Genomic DNA, 17,134 nt, shown 5'->3' on the forward strand with positions numbered 1-17,134 from the left:
GCGCTTAGGGCAACGACAACGCATAGCTGTATGCGCCGAAGAACGACTTCATCGCGACCAGAAGCGTATTCATGACCGACGTATCGCCACCCACGACGAGTCCTGCAATAATCAATCCAGCGACCACGAAGTACTCCACGTAGGCTTGGCCGCGTTGACGCCGCATGCGGCCAGTCAAACGTTGCATATCAACCACTCTCCATCACATTGATCACCGCCGTGGCTTGTCCAGCCTGTCCGGAAAACACGGCGTCCAGCTTGTACCTACCCTTTTGCATCGCGAGCCCGACATCGGGCGCACGCCGCACGTTCGACTGCGCAACCGTCGTACTCGACATCGTCCGCCATCCGGCACGCACCAGCGCGTCGCGATAGCGCGCGGCATGCTCGTCGGCGCGACCCGGCAACGCGATCACCCACGTGCGTCCCGCTCGCCCGGGATCGCGGCTTTCGAGGTCGGACAGAACACGGCCGGCCGGCAGTGCAGCAACCGACACCGGAATTGCATTCCGCGCCCCGGCAGAGTCGAGCTGCATCACGCTCAGGACGCCGCGGGTCGTGTCGCCGTGCTGGCCGGCCGGCAGTTCGAGCACGTATTGGCAAACGCCGTCGAGCCCGCTCATCGTCCGGCCGCGCGGGCCCGACATCCCGATCGCGGGCAATTCCGCGCGCTCCCAATAGGCGCGGAACGCGCGCTCGACCTGCTCGACCGTCATGTCGAACGTCAGCGCCCAGACCGCGGCCGGCATGCCGTTCAACAGCATGTCGCCGCCGATCGACTGCGCGCGAGCCGCAGGCACCGGCATTCGGTCGCAGGTCTGCGCGCTCGCGTGCGTTCCCGCCCAGACGGTGCCCACCAGCACCCAGCACCGCCACCATGACGCCGCACTCACTTCAGCACCCCCGCAGGCACCACGTCTGCCTCGATTCGGCCCGGCTTGAGGTACGCTGGCCCCAGCACGGTGCCTACACCGTCCATGGCCTTGACGAGCGTCTGCCGATCACGCGTCTGCAGCATCGCGTCGAGCTTTGCCGCCGGCGCCGCCACCTCGGGCCCGATCGCCGACACCAGGCCGAGCCTGCCATCCGGTGTCCAGGTATTGGTCACGAGCGTGGTCGTGTCCTGGAACGTCAGCTGCGCGAGCGACGGCCACAGCCGCTTTGCGCTCTCGCCGCGCAATCCGACATGCACCGATACTCGCCCGTCCTGAGCCGTGCGCGACGCCATCTGCAATGCCACCTCCTGGCGCACGCGCGGCGACTGATAGACGCCGATCGTCTTGTTTGCGAGCTTCGTCGTTCCCGCAGTCAGTCGATCGGTCGCGCGCGTGGATACCGCGATGTCGCGCGCCGATTCGACGAACGCCGCGCCACCCGGGTCGCGCCACGCGGCCGGCAACGCCGCCGACAGCGCAACACTGCCGTCGCTGCTTGACAAGGACGTGCGACGCGGCGCAACGACACGCGCAAGGAACTCGTTCAACAGCACGTCGTCCGTTTTGGTCACGGTTTGCGCACCCGCGCCGAATTTCTGATACCACCAGCTGTCGGAGCCCGTGCCCGCGTCGTCCGGATTCGTCCATACCGTGCGCTCCCATGCAACGTAGCGCGAGCCAACCAGCACCTTGTTACGCACGTCGTTAAGCTTGCCGAGCATCGCCATCGCGAGGAACCCGGCGACGAACACCAACCCGAGCCCGGCGACCATTTCGACCATCGCCTGCCCGCGTTGACGGCGCACGGAAGGCCTCCTGTACCGACGGTTCATCGCCCCCCTCCACTCGCCCGCGCTTCCTCCGGAACCGCAGCCAGCCGCGCTTCCCAGTACGGACTGAACAAGCTCGGGTACTCGGTTCGCCGGTCAGTGCGCGACCAGTTGGAGGGGTAACGCAGCAATCCGTAGACAGACCGCAGCCCCTTCTCGTCCGGCCTCACGAAATACGCCTCCCCGGAGGCGACGGCCATCAGCGGGCGCGGATCGTGCGAGAGCGCGAGTCGCCCGCCGCCGAGCAGGCGCGAATCGCTGATCGTCGAGCCCTGCGCGCGTGCCACGCGGATCGTGATGCGTGGCGCAGCGCTCGCCACGCCTTGTCCAGCCAGATCCCGATAGGGTTGCAAACCGCCATTCATGCTCATCGTCATGCCCGGCCCCGCTGCGTACTGCGATCGCATTGCCGACGACACCCATCCTGGCGAACCGCTTGGATAGCCGAAATTCAGGTACCCGCCATAGCCATACCAGCTCTGATAGCTCATCGCATTGCCGTTCCCCGCGCCCGCCCGGCCTTCCGTACTCGTGTCATCGATGCCCGCCCTGACGATCGTCTCTTCCCGACGTTCCCAGTGCCCCTTGGGGACAGGTAGTTCGCCATCACCCTGTTCACCCGCTTCGGTTGCCTCGCCCGCTTCGCCCTCTTCACCCACCTCGCTCTCGGGCGGCTCGTCCTCGACCCAGACCCATTTCGTGTAAATCTCGATGCAGTCGTGCGCGGTCCAGACGCGCGTCATCGCGCCATCGATGGCCTGCCACCCACTGCGATCGGGCCGCAATTGCGTGCCGCCATCCATCCTCGAACGACGACCGACGCTTCCCCAGCACCCCGGTACGAACCCACTCCCAAACTCTTCCACCGGCCGACTGCGCACGAAGTCGCCAAGCGTGCGGGCGTCAGCCACTACGTCGGCGAACCGATCGTCGTAGCCCGCACGCGGGTTGAACGTTGTCGAATGCGTCCGCCACGCGGCGAATTCCGTTCGAGATAGCCGATCGTCGAACGATCCGTCCATGACACGCGTATTCGGTTCGTTAACACGTGCGATCTCATCGGCGAGGTTGGGTGCACCGGCAAGCACTGCTTCGTGATACGCACGCTGCGCGCTGCTCAACGCCGCGATGATCGTGTCGAGACTGCGCGCCATACCCGGAAGATCGGAATCCAGGCGCTGACGCACCGGATGAATCATGTCCCTCGCCCGGCTCTTTTTCACGAACCAGTCATCCGCGCCACCACTGTATTGATCCGCCAAACGATCCGAACGCGAGCCGGGAGCAACATGTTCGTCCAGCATGTCGACGAACGATTTCAGACTGACCATCTGCGCGACTGCAGCTTGATTAGCAACCATGGCGCGATTGGTGTACGCGGAAAAGTTGTAGTCGCGCGCCTGCATCAACGCGACCGCATACGCCCCCGCATCCGCCGTGTTCTGCAACTTGATCTTGGCACTGGTCAGCTGGAGCGAATTGAACGCAAGGTTGAGCGCAACGCCGCCCACGACCAGAAACAGCAATGCGGGAACGAGTGCCTGCCCGCTCTCGCGGGCAGGCACCACTCCGCCTGAACAGGTACGGAACACCATTGCTTATGAGAGACGGCGTGTGTTACTTGCCACCCGAACTGTTGATCGAGTCGTTGGTGTAGCTGCCGAGGCCCTTCGTCTTGCCCGCCTCGGTCGTCGCCGTTCCCGCGTCAGCCTGCGCCGAGCTGATGTTGGACTGGCCGCTCTTGCCGGACAGCTCGGTTGCGAGACCCGCGGTCTGATCGCGCACCGTCTTGCCGAAGAATGCATACACGGCAATCGCCGACACGGCGATCAGCGCAACGATAATGATGTACTCGGTCATCCCCTGACCCAGCTGTTTACGAATTCGACGACGATTTTCCGCATTAAATTGTTTCATCAAAGGCATAACAGTATTTTCCAATCAAAAAATAAACGACGACCACCGACATATAAAAAACTCGCCACGCGCGAAATCACGAAAGCACCGATACTGCGATTCCAGCGCCCGGAATTCGACCAGTAACTGGCGCCACACTCCCCCGACTCGCGTGATGAGCAACATCAATCCACGCCGACGGCATTGATCGACCAGCGCAGTTCGGACTCGGCCCCACCGCGGCCACCCGGCATACCTCGCCGACGCATCTGCCACGAACAGCAGAATGCTATCGCCGCGATCCCTTGAATGACAGTTGATTAGTCAGATTTTTTGTCTCGATAAAAATTTATTACCGCTCGCGAGACCGCATCAGCCTAGGAGTTATAATTTCATTCATCCAATCGACAGTCCTGTTTTCGTCGCCATGGAATCCATCAATTTCTGAATTTTTCATTCGCCGGTTTCTCCACCGGTTTGTCTTGTTCAAGACGATCCGCAGCCATTCGGCTGAAGATTCTTTTTTCGAACCGCTGTCAATTCGCGATCGCGGCAATATCCCTGCGCCATCCTCGGGCCAGACACATCCCAGGCATTGGCGCCCGTCCAAATGAGTTCCCCATGACGTGGCTGCTTTTCATTTTGCTTGGCGGTGTGTCGGGCCTGCTGGCGACGTTCGCGGTTGCATATCTGCCAGGTGCCCTCGAACGCGACGGTGTACCAGTGCCCACTAGACCCGCGCACGGCACAAGTTGCGACCACTGCGACCGTATGCTGACACCGCTGGAGCGCGTCATATCGATCCGACTGCTGCGTCTCGCACCCAGTTGTTTTCGCTGCGGCGAACGTCTCGCGACACTGCTACCGTGGGTCACCGCCGCGTGTACGTTTTCGGCGGTTCTCGCGTGCTTCGCTTTTGGTCCGACGTTCGCGGCGGTGGCCGCGTGCGGATTCAGCGTGTCGCTCGTTGTGGCGAGCATCATCGACATACGGTATCGGCTGCTGCCCGACATGATCACCTTGCCGCTGTTGTGGGCTGGCTTGATAGTGAATCTCGCGGGCGTGTTCACGACGGTATCTAGCGCAGTGATCGGCGCAGTCTGCGGGTATCTGGTGTTGTGGACGCTCTACTGGCTGTTCAGGCTGCTGCGTGGTGTCGAAGGAATGGGATATGGCGATTTCAAGCTGCTGGCCGCGCTCGGTGCGTGGCTAGGATGGGCGTCACTCCCATGGATCGTCGTCATATCGTCGGTTGCCGGCGCAGTCGCCGGCATCATACTGATCGCCACCGGGCGCAATCGCGCCGACACGCCGATTGCATTCGGCCCGTTTATAGCCCTTGCGGGCATGGCGGTGCTCTATTCACGCTGCTTGCCGGCATGACGTGCGGAATGAAGGACATGCACTGTCACGTTGTTAGGAGCGATCGCGTAGGACAACGGAATGACGAGTGACGTCACTCTATCGCGAACACCATTTCCCAGCGGGGGTTATCGTGCAATGCGGCACCGTCGCTAAGCCGTTCAGACCGCCGGCAGATTCCGAAAGGCATCCGAGGACAAATGCGGGCGGACGCGTATACAAAGCGCTTCATTGACACCCGCGGTCGACGATACCCATCGGGGACTGTCTCACTCTCCAGCCGTCACGATTGTTCCCGGCACCAACTCACGCCCCGCGGAAGCAGTCGGCTCGAATATCAATACCATGTCTCCGCGATAACTGGCATTGGCTGGCGACGCCTCGCTGATGGCAAGTACTTTCGCGCTGATCTTCACTTGACGGACTTCGTCGAAACCACCGAAACCGTCGCATGCGGGTTTTTCCAGCGTTAGCACGCGACCGGCATTGGCAACAATTTCAACGTCGCCCGACTTGCCCATTAACTCGACTTTCGCATTGGCCAGATCGCCGCGGCCATTCGATAACCGCAGTGGCTGCTGCAGCGTGACGCGCACGTCGGGATCCGTCGTGCGGATATGGATCGGCACGGTCGCCGTCAACGCCGGACCCGAACTGCCAATCGCGGTCAACTCCACCACGCCATACGCAGTGCGGTCAAGTTTCGTTACGAACAGGCTGTCACCGATATGGGTTACCAGTTTGACCTGCTTGACGACCGTGTGCGATGTCTCCGGACCCGCATGGGCGATCATTGTCAGCGCTGAACACAGGCCAACTACTGCAACACATCGGCCGAATCTCATCTTTCACCCCGATTTGAGGATAGGCTGAATTCATTCTCGTTCACCCGCATCCATTCCAAACTGCCCAACAGCGCGGCGAACAACGCTCTTATCTCAGTATTAAGATTCATAAGCGCTCCGTCAACTGACATCCGGCAGAGAAAGAGGGGCTCGAACGACAGCTAACGGCATGCCTCGCCCCGTACCGACTGACAACTCGCATTCCGCGCATATCGCGACGCATGCACTTGAGACATCACCCGCGAATGCCTTGGCGATCGAGATCGGTGCCAGCCTTCGTTCAAAGGATGTGATCCTGACGCTGTCGAGAATCATGCGACTACGCGGCAGGGTCGCGTTCATATGTTCGGACATCCGAGCTGTTTTGAATCGGTTCTCGACCATATCTTGAAGGCATAATGCATCGCTCCAGCGCGACCTCGGTGACCACGGAAGCCTCAACGTCGGGTTTCTTCGAAATAACGATGCAAGCTAGATTGCACGGCGAGCCGCCGGCGTTCGGCTGATGAACGTAAGCGCTCTGCCGGTTCGAGCGAGGCACTTCGATGCTGAATGATGGAAGTCAGCAGCACTACGCAGCAGGCACGCTGGTTTGGACGCGAGGGCGCCTGTAACACTCGGTGCGATTCACATGAAGATGTGGTCACTTCGCAAGGCGCGTAGATGTGTTTAGCAAACCTCACCGAGAACAACTACTTCGACGCCGGGGGGACCTCGATAACGACGACAACAGTCTGCGCGTCAGCCATTCGGCGAAATACACGAGCCCGCTGATCTCCGGCTTCCAGTTCGCCGCGCTGTACGGCTTCGGCGGCGTCGCGGGCGCGACCGGCAGCGGCCGCACCTACAGCTTCGGGCTGAGCTACGCGAACGACACGCTGTCGTTCGGCACCGGCTATTTCTTCGCCAATGGCGGCTCGACGGTCGCGAGCGGTGCGATCGTGAGGCCGCGACATCGGTCGGCTCGTATGGCGTGAACTCGGGCACCGATACGCAGGAACGCTGGGATCGCCGGCATCCGCCACAAGTTCTGACGGTACCGTCCCGTCGCATTGACCCGGCGCCGGCACACCTTGATGTGCGTCGACTCAATGCCGGCGCATTCCACCGAACCCGTGCTCCCCGCCGACAAAGGCCGGGCCACGATGAAAGCCGCTGCCCATCGGAACGCCGACGCGGCCACGCATGCCCCCGTCGAAATGACCGACGTGACCGAAGTGGTCGAAGTAATGGCGATGATGGAAACGGTCGATGAAGACGAAACTGACACCCGTGCCGACGAATACCGCCGGCCCCCAGTACCATGGGTCGGCGTACGGATAAGCGGTGTCCGGATACCACACGATGGTACCGTCCTGGCTTTGCATCATCTGCCAGGTGCCGTCGCTTTGCCGGCACGCGCGCCCGACGATCTGCTGTTCCGTGCCGTCGATTTCCGCTTGCACGACGACCGCACGGCAACGGGCGCCCTCATCCGGCGTGTCGTCGTACGTTTGCGCAAGCACGCACATGGAGCAGCCGAGACAAACGACGCCCATCCCGACCCGAAACAAGTTGCACATGATCGGCTCCCGCATGATTGCCCCGACCACCCGATCCTTGGCATCACGAACGACCCGCGGCTTCGTATCGGGTCACCCGACCATTAGACGATGTAGCGTGCCGGATTATTCCAGGGGTCGGGATGCGAATGCGCGACGGAGGGACCGTCGGCGATCATGCGCGCGGCGAGCGCCGGACGATGCAGTACACGCCCGCCGCAACGACACCGAACGCCACATGGGCGACCAGCGTGATCGCGCCGCGCACTGCGGCGAACCACGGGAACACCGCGGTCAACACATGCAGGTTGATGCCGTAGAGAACGCATCCGAATGCGCCGCCAGCAAGCAGCGCGACGCCCGGCGACAGGCTGCGGACCATTCTCGCCAGCACGGCCGCATAGGCAAGCGACAGCGCGGCATGCACCAGCGTCGCCACGCCCATGATCGTCGGATCGAAGCCCGCTGACGCACCGAGCACGGATCGCCCCATCACGAGGGCGGCCGTCAGGCGCGCGTCGCGAAGCAGGTTGTGAAAGGCGTCTTCTCCGGCGATCGGCCAGAGCAGCAGCTCGACGACGGTCGAGCCGAACGCCGCGCCGAACGCTGCCCAGAGAATCGGGACCGCACCGGTCTGTTTCAATTGCCCTCCGCGGCGACGGCGCGCCGTGCGCGCCTTACAACGGGCGTTCGCAATCCGTCCAGTACGCGAACGGATCGCGATGCTTCGGGTAGTGCTCGTCGAGCCATTTCAGCAACGTCGCACGCGCGTTGTCCAGATCGGCCTTCGACGACGACGTCGTCATCTCGTGCACTTCGACGGACTTTTCCCGATCCATCACGTAGCAGTTCCAGTCGGGGCCGTCGAGATCCGGATCGTCGGACGCCTTCGACGACTTGCGCCAGCCGAACCCCTTGCGCGCATCGATGTAATAGCGCGGATGCACTTTCAGATACGACATCTCGCCGCCCTGTAGGCTGCTTTCCGCGCGCAGCACGTCGCGTTCATCGACGATCTGCGTGACTTCCGGCAGCCGGCGCGAGCGCCAGCCGGCCGGCAGCGTCGCCGTCGCCCGCACGGCGTCGTACGGGCCCCACGCGAGGCCCCAGGCTTCGGCCATGCGCTTCATGAACGCATCCGCGCCCGGATAGCCGCGCAACTGGATTCTCGTCGACAACGTGACTTCGACGCGGCCGTCGGCGCCCGCGGGGTCGCCTGCCGCTTCGAACGGATTGCCCGGACGCGACGCGCGCTGCTGCGCGTCTGCGGGCGCCATGCCCGAAAACAGCTGGTCGAGCGCCGCACGCGCTTTCGACGACTTGTCTGGTCTATTCATTACTCACTCTCTCCCTCTGCATCCGCACGTCTGCAAAAACTGTCGATTCTCGTTCATCTTCGGATCTCGCGGTTTTCCGCGGTCGCATTGTCGACGATCCCATGGCCGCGGTCGAGCACCAGCGGCGTCGACGCACGTTGTGTCGCCGGTCCCGACGCTGCCGTCGCCTACGCCAGCGCCGCCCGCATCCGCTCCATCAACGCAAGCACTTCCGGACGATTCTCGCCCTTCGCATGCACGAAGTGATACCTCAGCAGCGACTCGACCTCATGCCGGCTCACGCGCACGAGCGCGCTGCGCTTGAGATACGCATCGGCGAGCGGCATCCGCGCCAGGGCCACGCCGAGCCCGGCTTCGGCCGCCGCGAGCACCAGGTTGTAGTCCTCGAAGCGGCGATCCTGCGCGCGCGGCTTGAACGGAATGCCGAGCGCGTCGAACCAGGTACGCCAGCCCGTCACGTCGGAGTCGTGCAACAGCGGCATCTCGAGCAGCGCGGCGTCGCCGTTTCGACGGCGCAGCGCGGCCAGTTGCGCGGCGAGCCGCGGATGCGCGACCGGATAAAGCGTCTCCGGCATGAACTCGCGCGTCTCGAGCCGACGCCAGTTGCCGCGCCCGTAACGGATCGACAGATCCGCTTCGCCGGCGGCGATATCCACGTTGCGAACCTCGATGCCGAGCTCGATGCGCAACGCAGGCGCCTCGCTCTCGAGCGCATGCTGACGCTCGAGCAGCCAGAGCTGCGCGAACGCCGGCACCACACTCATCCTGACCAGTCGCGGCGTGCGTGGCGAGCGCCACTGATCGGCCGCGCCGTCGATGATCGCGAACGCCTGTTCGATCCGGCCGATGAAGCGCTGGCCATCCGGCGTCAGCCGCACGCCGCGCGCATGACGTTCGAACAATGCCATGCCCAGCCAGTTCTCGACGGCCGCCACGCGCCGGCTGATCGCGCCATGCGTGACGCCGGAGGCATCGGCCGCCGCCAGAAACGAACCCTGGCGCGCCACCGTGCAGACGGTCTCCAGACTGGCCAGCGGCGGACGCGGGCCGGGTGCCGACGCGAGGGCCGGCAGCGCGTCCGCCACACGCTGCCGCATGCGCACCGAGCTGTGAGCCATATTCATACCCGCATGTTGATCTGTGCGCTAGCTTAACATCTGACCACGCCGCACCATTGCCGCATGAACACGCTTTCTTCCCCCTCGTCGCGCGGCGCGCGACTGCCGCTCGTCGCGGCCGGCGCGGTGGCGTTCACGATCGTCTCGTGGGCCTCCGCCTTCCCGTTCATCCGGATCGGCCTGCACGGGCTGGCCCCGCTGCAGCTCGCGGCCGCACGCTTCGCGACCGCGGCCGTGCTCGTGATCGCATGGCTCACGTGGCGGCGGCCTCGACTGCCGGCCACGGGCGACGCGGTGCGCTTTCTCGTCTGCGGCTTGCTCGGCATCGCGCTCTACAACGCGCTGCTCAATACCGGCGAGCAGACCGTGTCGGCGGGCGCCGCGAGCTTCATCATGAACACGCTGCCGATCTTCACGGCGGTGCTGGCCGCGGTGTTTCTGCGCGAACGCTTCAATCGCTGGGGATGGCTCGGCTCGCTGGTCAGCCTGGCCGGCATCGCCGTGATCGCGCACGGACAGCCGGGCGGTCTCGTCCTCGGCTCCGGGAGCACGCTGATTCTCGGCGCGGCACTGTGTTCGGCCAGCTATTTCGTGTTGCAGCGGCGGCTGATTCCCGTGTACGGCGCGCTGCCCTGCGCCGCCTATACGCTGCTGGCGGGTGCGGTGCTGCTCACGCCATGGTTGCCCGGCGCGCTCATGTCGCTCGGCGGCGGGGCTTCGCGCGACACGGTGCTCGCCGTCCTGGTGCTCGGCGTCTTTCCCGCCGCGCTGGGCTACGCGACGTGGACCTTCGCGCTCGGCCACTTCGGCGCGGCACGCGCCGCCAATTTCCTCTATCTGACGCCGGCGGTCGCGACGGCATTGTCGATGGCGCTGACGGGCGAGCGCCCCGGCATCGAGACGGTGTGCGGTGGTCTGCTGGCAATTGCCGGCGTGATACTCGTGGCCTTGCGCGGACGGACATAGGCGAGCGGTTTCGTCGGACGGCAAGACTTGCTCGAGGAACGACGGGGGCGCGGTTCCGCGAAGCCGGGCCCCGTCGGCTGCAAAACTGGGCACACATGCAGTTCGACACCGCGCGCCAATTCATCGACGCTGGCGGACTTGACCGTTAGTTGCACCAATCGGATGGCCGATTTGCTGCGGCGTTCGTGACGATGAAAGTGTGCAGACAAACCGACCGAACAGTTCTCGATTGATTGCATTGCACTGTCCATGGTCATCGGTGGCGGTCCGGTCGAATAATCGGAGCATTCGACGGTACAAAACAGCCACATCTGCGCGAAAAGCGGCGCAAGCGCATCACATTTGCGCAAGGCTGGGCAATTCGCGCAAGCGGGCACAAACGGGTTCGGATATATTCATACCAATTACATGTCGTCAGACGAAATCGCCGGCCTCGACGGCCCGGCGACATGCAAGCCGAACCCGTCATGGGTCACGGAGACTTGTCCGGCTCGCCGATCGCCTCACGAGGGCGCGCGGCCGACCGGGCGGCAATAGAAATATCAATCAACCGAGATGGCAGATGGAACGAAGCATTGTCGGCATGCGCTGCAAACCCCTGATGACCGTCGCACTTGCCGCCGCCGCATTCGCGGCCGCATCGGGCGCGATGGCCGACCAGGTCGTGAAGATCGGCAGCGTCGAACCGACGACGGGCGGCATTTCGCACCTCGGCAAGGACAACGAGAACGGTGCTCGCCTCGCGGTCGAGGAGATCAATGCGAAGGGCCTGACGATCGGCGGCAAGAAGATCACGCTGCAGCTCGACGCGCAGGATGACGCGGCCGACCCGCGCCAGGCCACGCAGGTCGCGCAGAAGCTCGTCGACGACAAGGTCGTCACCGTCATCGGCCACCTGAACTCGGGCACGTCGATTCCGGCGTCGAAGATCTACAGCGACGCCGGAATCGTGCAGATCTCGCCGTCGGCCACGAACCCCACCTACACGCAGCAGGGCTTCAAGACGACCTACCGCGTGGTCGCGACCGACGCGCAGCAAGGTCCGGCACTCGCGAGCTACGCGCAGTCGAAAGGCGTGAAGAGCGTGGCGGTGATCGACGATTCGACCGCGTACGGCCAGGGCCTCGCGAACGAATTCGAAAAGAAGGCGAAGGCGCTCGGCCTGAAGGTGCTGTCGCACGATGCGACCAACGACAAGGCCGTCGACTTCCGCGCGATTCTGACGAAGGTCAAGGGCGAGAACCCCGACGCGATCATGTACGGCGGCATGGACGCCACCGGCGGCCCGCTCGCGAAGCAGGCGAAGCAGCTCGGCCTGCGCGCGAAGATCCTGTCCGGCGACGGCGTGTGCACCGACTCGCTGGCCGAGCTGGCCGGCCCGGCGGCCGACAACGTGCTGTGCTCGCAGGCCGGCGCGGCGCTCGAGAAGATGCCCGGCGGCGCGGCGTTCCTCGCCAAGTACCAGAAGCGCTTCAACCAGGGCATCAAGTTCGACGCGCCGTTCGCGTACGACGCGGTCTATATCGCGGTCGACGCGATGAAGCGCGCGAACTCGACCGACCCGGCGAAGATCCTTGCGGCGATGCCGTCGACGAAATATGAAGGCGTGATCGGCACGACGACGTTCGACGCGAAGGGCGACCTGACGCACGGGATCATCTCGATCTACGGCTACAAGAGCGGCAAGAAGACCTTCCTCGACCAGGTGAAGATGTAACGCCCCGCGACGCCGGCACGACGGGAACGCCATCCGTCGACGCCGGCGCCGCGCGGAGCCGATTCAAGTTTTGCGGAGATGAAGCGACATGTGTGCAATGGCGTATGCGGAATTTCAACAGGAGTTGAAGAAAGCGCAGTTGACGGCTCGGGAATTCGCCCGTCTGATCCGTATGAACGAAAGTTCCATCACGAACTATTCGAGCAAGGGCACCGTCCCTTCCCACCTCGCGGTCATCGCGACCCTGATCGGCGCGCTCGCCGCGCACGAGATCGATTTCCGGCACGTCATCGGTAAAACGGGCATCGAGCCGAAACGGCCGCGCGGCGTCGGCGCGTTTCCGGCAGCGCGCAAGCCGCGCGCCCGGAAGACCGCGAAAGCCGGCGCCTGAGCCAGGGCGGGCGTCAGTCGCGGCATCGCACGTGCCGCTCGATCCGACGCGTGCGCTGCCGCATCACACTCACCACCGCCCGTCACCCCGCCGCAGGCACGTGATCGAGCAGCGCCTGCAGCGGATGACGCAGCTGCCGGGCGGACATGCGCTTCACCTGGCTGCGGCACGAATACCCGGTCGCCAGCGCTTCGCCCGCCTCTTCCGGCGCATCGACATGCGCGGCCCACGATTGCGCATAGATCGCCTGCGACGTCTGCAGGTTGCGCGCCTCGTGCCCGTACGTCCCCGACATCCCGCAGCACCCGGCCGCCTGAACCACCAGACGCAGCCCGCGACGCGCGAACACCTGCGCCCACTGCTTGCCGCTGTCCGGCGCGTTGGTCTTCTCGGTGCAATGCGGCAGCAGCCGATACACCGCCGATACGTCGCCCGAACCCGCGCCCGCCGCGGCTTCCGGCAGCGCGTGCAGCAGCCACTCCTGCGGCAGCGCGACCTTCGGCACGTCGGCGAGCCCCGTCACCTTCAGGTATTCCTGCCGATACGTGAGCGTCATCGCCGGATCGAGGCCGACGAGCGCGACACCCGATCGCGCGAGCGCGGCCAGTTGCGTCGCGTTGCGAATCGCCGCCTGCTCGAACGCGCGGAGGAAGCCCTGGACGTGCAGCGCCTTGCCGTTCGGCGCGAGCGGTGCGAGCCACACCTGGAAGCCGACGCGCGCGGCCAGCTCGATCAGCGTCGCCAGTTGCTCGGTGTCGAAATAGCGCGTGAAGGTATCCTGAACGATCACGACGCTGCGCGTGCGCTGCGCATCGTCCAGCGCGGCGAGCGCCCGCGGATCGGCCGGCCGCACGTTCCACTGCCGGATCACGGCCGCGAGGTCGAAGCGGCTCAGGAGCGGGCTGTCGACCATGCCGACGTGCCGCTCGAGCAGCGTGCGCACCCAGCCGGCACGCATCAGGCCGTTGTACAGCGCGGGCACGCGCGCCATCCACGGCATCGTGAATTCGAGCGAGCCGATCAAATAGTCGCGCAGCGGCCGCTGGTAACGCTGGTGATACAGCTCGAGAAAACGCGAGCGGAGCTCGGGCACGTTGACCTTGACCGGGCACTGCCCCGCACACGACTTGCACGCGAGGCAGCCGGCCATCGCGTCGTACACCTCGTGCGAGAAGTCGGCTTCGCCGTCGCGCGCGGCGCGGCTGTTGCGCCAGCGCGCAACGAGGCCGGGCAGGAACGGCTGTCGCGCGCGCGCCGCCGCGACGACGTCGACGCCGGCCTGTCCTTGCAGACGCAACCATTCGCGCATCAGCGACGCGCGCCCCTTCGGCGACTGCACGCGCTCGCGCGTCGCCTTCCACGACGGGCACATCGCGTCGTCCGGGTCGAAGTTGTAGCACGCGCCGTTGCCGTTGCAGTGCATCGCCGTGCCGTAGCTCTGCCACACGCGCTCGTCGATCTGCCGGTCGTGGTCGCCGCGCGTCGGCACTTCGTCGATCTTCAGCAGCCGCAGCGTGTTGTCCGGCGGCGTCGCAATCTTGCCCGGGTTGAACTGGTTGTGCGGATCGAACGCGGCCTTCAGTTGCTGCAGCGACGGATACAGCTCACCGAAGAACGCCGGTGCATATTCGGAGCGCACGCCCTTGCCGTGTTCGCCCCATAACAGGCCACCATGCCGCTGCGTGAGTTCAGCAACCGCGTCCGACACCGGTCGCACCAGCGCGGCCTGCTTCGGGTCCTTCATGTCGAGCGCCGGGCGCACGTGCAGCACGCCCGCGTCGACGTGGCCGAACATCCCGTATTGCAGCCCGTGGCCGTCGAGCAGCGCGCGGAATTCGGCGATGTACGCGGCGAGATTCTCGGGCGGCACCGCAGTGTCCTCGACGAACGGCTGCGGGCGCGCCTCGCCCTGCACGTTGCCGAGCAGGCCGACCGCGCGCTTGCGCATCGCGTACACGCGCTTCACCGCATCGTCGCCGGTCGCGAGCGTGTGACCCAGCCGCTCGACGCTCGTGTCGGTGCGCAAATGCTCGACGAACGCGCGCACGCGCGCATCGACGTCGTCGGCATCGTCGCCGCTGAATTCGATCAGGTTGATGCCGAGCGTCGGACGCGCATCGTCCTGCGGAAAATACTCGGCCACGCTGCTCCACACGAAATCCTTCATCGCGAGCATCAGCACCTTCGAGTCGACCGTCTCGATCGACAGCGGCTTGAGTTCGAGCAGCGCACGCGCATCGCGCAACGCGTCCATGAAACCGGCGTAGCGCACGTTGACGAGCACCGAATACTTCGGGATCGGCAACACGTTCAGCTTCGCCTCGACGACGAAACCGAGCGAGCCTTCGGCGCCGCACAGCACGCTGTTCAGGTTGAAGCGGCCGTCCGGTTCGCGCAGATGCGCGAGATCGTAGCCGGTCAGGCAGCGATTGAGCTTCGGAAACTTCGCGTCGATCAGCGCCGCCTTTTCGTCGCTGATACGGCGCGCGGTGCGATACACCTTGCCGATGCGGTCCTGCTGCACGCAGCGGCGTTCCAGTTCGTCATCGGCGAGCGCGTCGCTGTGCAGCTGCTCGCCGCCCATCAGCACGAAGTCGAGCGCCAGCACGTGGTCGCGCGTCTTGCCGTACGTGCAACTGCCCTGCCCGCTCGCATCGGTGTTGATCATTCCGCCGACCGTCGCGCGGTTCGACGTCGACAGCTCGGGCGCGAAAAAGAGGCCATGCGGCTTCAGCGCGGCGTTGAGCTGGTCCTTGACGACGCCCGCCTGCACGCGCACCCAGCGCTCGCCGGCGTTGATTTCCAGGATCCGGTTCATGTTGCGCGACAGATCCACGACCACGCCGTCGGTCAGCGACTGCCCGTTGGTGCCCGTGCCGCCACCGCGCGCCGCCACGGCGACGTCGCGGTGCGCGGGCTCGGCGAGCAGGCGCGCGAGCAGCCGCACGTCGTCCGCATGCGCGGGACAGATCACCGCCTGAGGCAGGCGCTGGTAGATCGAGTTGTCGGTCGCCTGCACGGTCCGGTTCGCATGGTCCGAGCGGATTTCACCGGCGAATCCGGCCGCCTGGAGGGCGGCGAGAAAGTCGCGATAACGCCCCTCGGACGGGCTGACGGGACGGGGCAACGAAGCGATCGACATGGGATGAAAGCGCAGTGTGGATGGAGCGGCGCGTGGCTTCGCTCGGAAACATGAGTTTTGAGCAAGATTCCCCGCAACACTGAAATCCAGTATCTTGCGAATCATCGCGAGAAACAAACGAATTCTCACCCGGCAAAACTTGCATAAAACTCATGAATTATCGCCGCCTGACTCCGTCCATGTCGTTGCTGCTGGTGTTCGAAGCCGCCGCGCGCCACGAAAGCTACACGCGCGCGGCCGACGAGCTGTCGCTGAGCCAGAGCGCGATCAGCCGGCAGGTCCAGACGCTCGAGGATCAGCTCGGCGTGCCACTGTTCCGGCGTGAGGGCCGCTCGGTGAAGCTGACGGAAGTCGGACGGCGCTACTTCGTCGAGCTGAGCGGCGCACTCGGGCGCATCCGCGGTGCGACGCTGCAGGCGATGTCGCATCAGGCCGGCGCCGGCACGCTGCGGCTCGCGACCTTGCCGACTTTCGGCTCCAAATGGCTGCTGCCGCACCTGCACGATTTCTACGCCGCGCATCCGGGCGTGACCGTACACCTGCATTCGCGGATCGGCGGCATCGACTTCCACACCGACGACCTCGACGCGGCCATCACCGTCGGCGCGGGCGACTGGCCCGGCCTGCACGCGCACCGGCTGTACAACGAGTTCCTGATCGCGATCGCGAGCCCCGATGCGGCGGCCGGGCGCCGCAAGGCCGGCCCGCGGGCGCCTGCGTGGGCGGTGGGGCAGACGCTGCTGGGCGTGACGAGCAATCAGCACGCGTGGGCCGAATGGTTCTCGCATTTCGGGCTCGATCATCGCGAGATGCGGATCGGCCCCAGTTTCGAGCTGACGTCGCACCTGATCCAGGCCGTGCGGGCCGGGATGGGGATCGGCCTCGTGCCGAAGGTGCTGGTGGAGGACGAGCTGAGCCGGAACGAACTGGTGTCGATCGGCGACGCGATCACCAGCCAGCGCAGCTATTACCTCGTGTATCCGCCGGAAAACGACACGTTGCCGTCGCTGGTGGCGTTTCGGGAATGGCTGCTGAAATCGTGCTGACGCGCGGG

At 64.8% G+C, this 17,134-nt stretch carries 16 protein-coding genes and 1 pseudogene; 6 read left to right on the forward strand and 11 right to left on the reverse strand.

From position 1 onward, the window contains the following. Positions 1-4: 4 nt before the first annotated feature. From HWX25_RS29315 to HWX25_RS29335, 5 genes are all read right to left on the reverse strand, one after another. Complete coding sequence (locus tag HWX25_RS29315) at positions 5-187, reverse strand: hypothetical protein (protein ID WP_059820777.1); 183 nt, start codon at positions 185-187, stop codon at positions 5-7. A gap of 1 nt (position 188) precedes the next feature. Beyond that, positions 189-806 (reverse strand): hypothetical protein, encoded by a 618-nt coding sequence (locus tag HWX25_RS29320; RefSeq protein ID WP_236872432.1) that lies wholly within the window; start codon positions 804-806, stop codon positions 189-191. A gap of 83 nt (positions 807-889) precedes the next feature. Continuing rightward, the gene (locus tag HWX25_RS29325) at positions 890-1,741 is read right to left on the reverse strand and encodes a hypothetical protein (protein ID WP_175911954.1); all 852 of its coding nucleotides are present in this window, start codon (positions 1,739-1,741) and stop codon (positions 890-892) included. A gap of 23 nt (positions 1,742-1,764) precedes the next feature. Next, positions 1,765-3,360, reverse strand: a complete 1,596-nt coding sequence (locus HWX25_RS29330) for a Tad domain-containing protein (RefSeq protein WP_175911955.1) — start codon at positions 3,358-3,360, stop codon at positions 1,765-1,767. Positions 3,361-3,382: 22 nt separating this feature from the next. Beyond that, the gene (locus HWX25_RS29335; protein ID WP_236873290.1) at positions 3,383-3,691 is read right to left on the reverse strand and encodes a pilus assembly protein; all 309 of its coding nucleotides are present in this window, start codon (positions 3,689-3,691) and stop codon (positions 3,383-3,385) included. A gap of 591 nt (positions 3,692-4,282) precedes the next feature. Here HWX25_RS29335 and HWX25_RS29340 point away from each other — a divergent pair. Then, positions 4,283-5,044: an A24 family peptidase gene (locus tag HWX25_RS29340; protein ID WP_059820772.1), complete on the forward strand. Its 762-nt coding sequence runs from the start codon at positions 4,283-4,285 to the stop codon at positions 5,042-5,044. Between the two features lie 248 nt (positions 5,045-5,292). Here the strand turns inward: HWX25_RS29340 and HWX25_RS29345 are convergent, their stop codons facing one another. Then, the gene (locus HWX25_RS29345; protein ID WP_175911956.1) at positions 5,293-5,817 is read right to left on the reverse strand and encodes a hypothetical protein; all 525 of its coding nucleotides are present in this window, start codon (positions 5,815-5,817) and stop codon (positions 5,293-5,295) included. A gap of 729 nt (positions 5,818-6,546) precedes the next feature. On the opposite strand from HWX25_RS29345, the pseudogene HWX25_RS29350 reads away from it, so the two are divergent. Further along, positions 6,547-6,788 (forward strand): annotated as a pseudogene (locus HWX25_RS29350) (porin); the annotation flags it as partial. Between the two features lie 168 nt (positions 6,789-6,956). On the opposite strand, the gene HWX25_RS29355 reads toward HWX25_RS29350, so the two are convergent. The 4 genes from HWX25_RS29355 to HWX25_RS29370 form a co-directional block, all read right to left on the reverse strand. Further along, positions 6,957-7,430, reverse strand: coding sequence for a hypothetical protein (locus HWX25_RS29355; protein WP_175912007.1), 474 nt, complete (start codon positions 7,428-7,430; stop codon positions 6,957-6,959). Positions 7,431-7,584: 154 nt separating this feature from the next. Next, positions 7,585-8,052: a sodium:proline symporter gene (locus tag HWX25_RS29360; RefSeq protein ID WP_175911957.1), complete on the reverse strand. Its 468-nt coding sequence runs from the start codon at positions 8,050-8,052 to the stop codon at positions 7,585-7,587. A 34-nt stretch (positions 8,053-8,086) separates the two neighbouring features. Next, the gene (locus HWX25_RS29365) at positions 8,087-8,746 is read right to left on the reverse strand and encodes a hypothetical protein (RefSeq protein WP_059530720.1); all 660 of its coding nucleotides are present in this window, start codon (positions 8,744-8,746) and stop codon (positions 8,087-8,089) included. Between the two features lie 167 nt (positions 8,747-8,913). Next, a complete protein-coding gene (locus HWX25_RS29370) occupies positions 8,914-9,870 on the reverse strand; it encodes a LysR substrate-binding domain-containing protein (RefSeq protein WP_175911958.1) in 957 nt (318 codons plus the stop codon). A gap of 57 nt (positions 9,871-9,927) precedes the next feature. On the opposite strand from HWX25_RS29370, the gene HWX25_RS29375 reads away from it, so the two are divergent. The 3 genes from HWX25_RS29375 to HWX25_RS29385 all read left to right on the forward strand — a co-directional run bounded on the left by HWX25_RS29375 (position 9,928) and on the right by HWX25_RS29385 (position 12,938). Then, entirely contained in the window at positions 9,928-10,830 is a 903-nt protein-coding gene (locus tag HWX25_RS29375; RefSeq protein WP_175911959.1) for a DMT family transporter, read from the forward strand. Positions 10,831-11,392: 562 nt separating this feature from the next. Continuing rightward, the gene (locus tag HWX25_RS29380; protein WP_175911960.1) at positions 11,393-12,547 is read left to right on the forward strand and encodes a branched-chain amino acid ABC transporter substrate-binding protein; all 1,155 of its coding nucleotides are present in this window, start codon (positions 11,393-11,395) and stop codon (positions 12,545-12,547) included. A gap of 88 nt (positions 12,548-12,635) precedes the next feature. Further along, positions 12,636-12,938 carry a hypothetical protein gene (locus HWX25_RS29385; protein WP_059820767.1) on the forward strand — a complete coding sequence of 101 codons (303 nt, stop codon included), beginning with the start codon at positions 12,636-12,638 and terminating at the stop codon, positions 12,936-12,938. 82 nt (positions 12,939-13,020) lie between these two features. On the opposite strand, the gene HWX25_RS29390 is transcribed toward HWX25_RS29385, so the two are convergent. Beyond that, positions 13,021-16,080: an FAD-binding and (Fe-S)-binding domain-containing protein gene (locus HWX25_RS29390; RefSeq protein WP_175911961.1), complete on the reverse strand. Its 3,060-nt coding sequence runs from the start codon at positions 16,078-16,080 to the stop codon at positions 13,021-13,023. Between the two features lie 152 nt (positions 16,081-16,232). Here HWX25_RS29390 and HWX25_RS29395 point away from each other — a divergent pair, with 152 nt between their 5' ends. Further along, a complete protein-coding gene (locus HWX25_RS29395; protein WP_059530738.1) occupies positions 16,233-17,126 on the forward strand; it encodes a LysR substrate-binding domain-containing protein in 894 nt (297 codons plus the stop codon). Positions 17,127-17,134 lie beyond the last annotated feature (8 nt).

This window comes from Burkholderia sp. BCC1640 (genome assembly GCF_902833125.1).
In the GTDB taxonomy this organism is placed as follows: Bacteria; Pseudomonadota; Gammaproteobacteria; order Burkholderiales; family Burkholderiaceae; genus Burkholderia; species Burkholderia diffusa.